The organism is Candidatus Kuenenia sp. (assembly GCF_027493735.1).
Taxonomy (GTDB): Bacteria; Planctomycetota; Brocadiia; order Brocadiales; family Brocadiaceae; genus Kuenenia; species Kuenenia stuttgartiensis_A.
Genome location: NZ_JAOSKF010000017.1, coordinates 1 through 2,239, shown reverse-complemented (window position 1 = coordinate 2,239; position 2,239 = coordinate 1). Strand labels below are relative to the sequence as shown.

The window sequence follows — 2,239 nt, the reverse complement described above, 5'->3', positions numbered from 1 at the left end:
GGTTATATTAGTTGCGTTGCCCCTCAATTCTTTAATGAGGAAATAAAACGCGGTAAACGACATGCAATGTATTTTGAATACTAATGGAAACTAAGTATTTCGCTTCAATTATTTGTAGCACTTTAGTTTTTTGAAAAATTCCAATAATAGCGGTGTTTGCCGCATAGTGTAGGGGCGAAGCATTTGCTAAAATTGTCATAAATGCGTTCATGCCCAAACGGGCAAATGCTTCGCCCCTACTTTTTCAAAAAACTAAAGTGTTACAATTATTTTGGAATGTCTGTTCCATTAAGTCTTCAATTGAATCGGGGCGGTGGCAAATCGCCAGAATTTGAAAGGCAAAAAATCCCGGCCAGATTCTTGCCAGCCGGAATGAAGTCATATCAAGAAAGGCAATGAGTTTTGAACTGCCGTTCATATCCAGCAAAGGAACCCCAAATCCCAAGATCTTTTCAACTTTGAATCCGGAGTTTTCAAGCAAACGGCGAAAGGAATTGACCGTCATGAGTCGTTTATGGGTTAAGTCAAGTATACCTCTCCTTCCATAATTAAAACTACCATAACAGAGCATCAACCGAAGAATAAAAAATGCAACATTACCAGTGCTTGCATATAATTTACCACCGCTTTTAAGAAAATTGAAAATTTCTTTAGTGCCTTTTTCAGGACAATTCAAATGCTCAAGAACGTCCAAAGAAAATGCAAAATCATATTTTTCTGCCGGAAACTGACCTCCCCATGGTTCGTCAAGGTTCACTACATAATGTTTGAGAACATCACTTTGTACAGCATTACATTGGTCGATAACCGTTACGTCAACCCCCCGTTCCGCATGTGCCATTGAAACAGCTCCAATGGCGCCTCCGCCAATATCTAATAACGTTTTACCCTTTTCAATTGGAAGATTCCGAACATGGTAGTGCAGGGAATTTTTTGCGGATTTACTGGTATATTGATACTGCATATCCGCCCTTACATCAAACTTAGGGTCATAAAAAATCTCGTAATTCATCAAACGATATTTAATAAGAGTCTTAATACAATTCCAGGCATAAGCTACACCATTTACGCGACAAACTTCATCTCCATAATACGTTGGGATGGGAATTTCCTTTATTTTAAAACCGGCGGCATGAAATTGCACAATAATATCCGCATCGAAATCAAATCCCTGACTATTATAATTAAAAGGAATCTTACGAAGCGCTGATACCCGGTAAGAGCGGTAGCCGGAATGCATTTCAGACATCTGGCTCTTAAGCAAGGCGTTTTGTATTTTGGTGAGAATCCGATTACCTATCCATTTATACAACGGCATACGGCCTTTCAAGGCGCCGCCTCTCTGCAAAAAACGGCTGCCGAAAACGGCGTCTGTTTTTTCTGTATAAGCGGCTAATATATGGGGCAGGCTTTCGGGGGCATACTGGCCGTCACCGTGGAGAAGTACAACAATATCAAAACCTCTTTGGATGGCATAATTGTAACCAAGTTTTTGATTGCCGCCATACCCCTGATTATAAGGTGTTTGAAAAATTCGTAGCGGAGCAATTTCTCCTGACCACTGAATATTCTGTGCCTTGCTATATGTGTCGTCGGTGGACCGATCATCAATAATATAGATTTCCGCTAATTTCTCTGCAACCCATTTCGGTATACGATTAAGTACATCTTCGATATGTTGCTCTGCATTATAAGCAACAGTAAATACTGCCACACGATTGTTTTGAAGAACCTCTAATGCCAGTTGTTTAATATTATTCATTAGCCATGCTCAATCAGACGGGAACCACGGATTTCGGCTCAAATTGTTAAACTTTAGTTTTTTGCAAAAATAGGGGCTAGTATAACGTTTCATTAAAATACCTACATTGATACAGTCGTTGCGAGCGACAGCGAAGCAATCTTAAGTCTTTTGGGAACAAGAGATTGCTTCGTCGCTCCACTACTCGCAATGACATTTTTTTACGTACACATTTTAACGAAACGATGAACTAGGCATTTGCCAGTTTGGGTATGAACGCTTTTATGACAATTTATAGCAGATGATTCACCTCTACAATATACGGCAAACATCGAGATTGTTGGAATTTTTTAAAAAAACAAAGTATTACTAAAAAAAGCACTTCGTGGGTTATGGATTTACATTTTATGAGCATCTCGAGTATCGTTAAATTGCTCGCTCATAAGGGACATGCCCCAAAACTTTAGCTGCATATAAGTCTTGGGTATGATGTATATG

General features: G+C 39.3%; 1 protein-coding gene. It reads right to left on the bottom strand.

All coding sequences use genetic code 11. The features are described from left to right. Positions 1–244: 244 nt before the first annotated feature. Complete coding sequence (locus tag M5U24_RS08420) at positions 245–1,762, bottom strand: bifunctional glycosyltransferase/class I SAM-dependent methyltransferase (protein ID WP_099324418.1); 1,518 nt, start codon at positions 1,760–1,762, stop codon at positions 245–247. Positions 1,763–2,239: the final 477 nt, after the last annotated feature.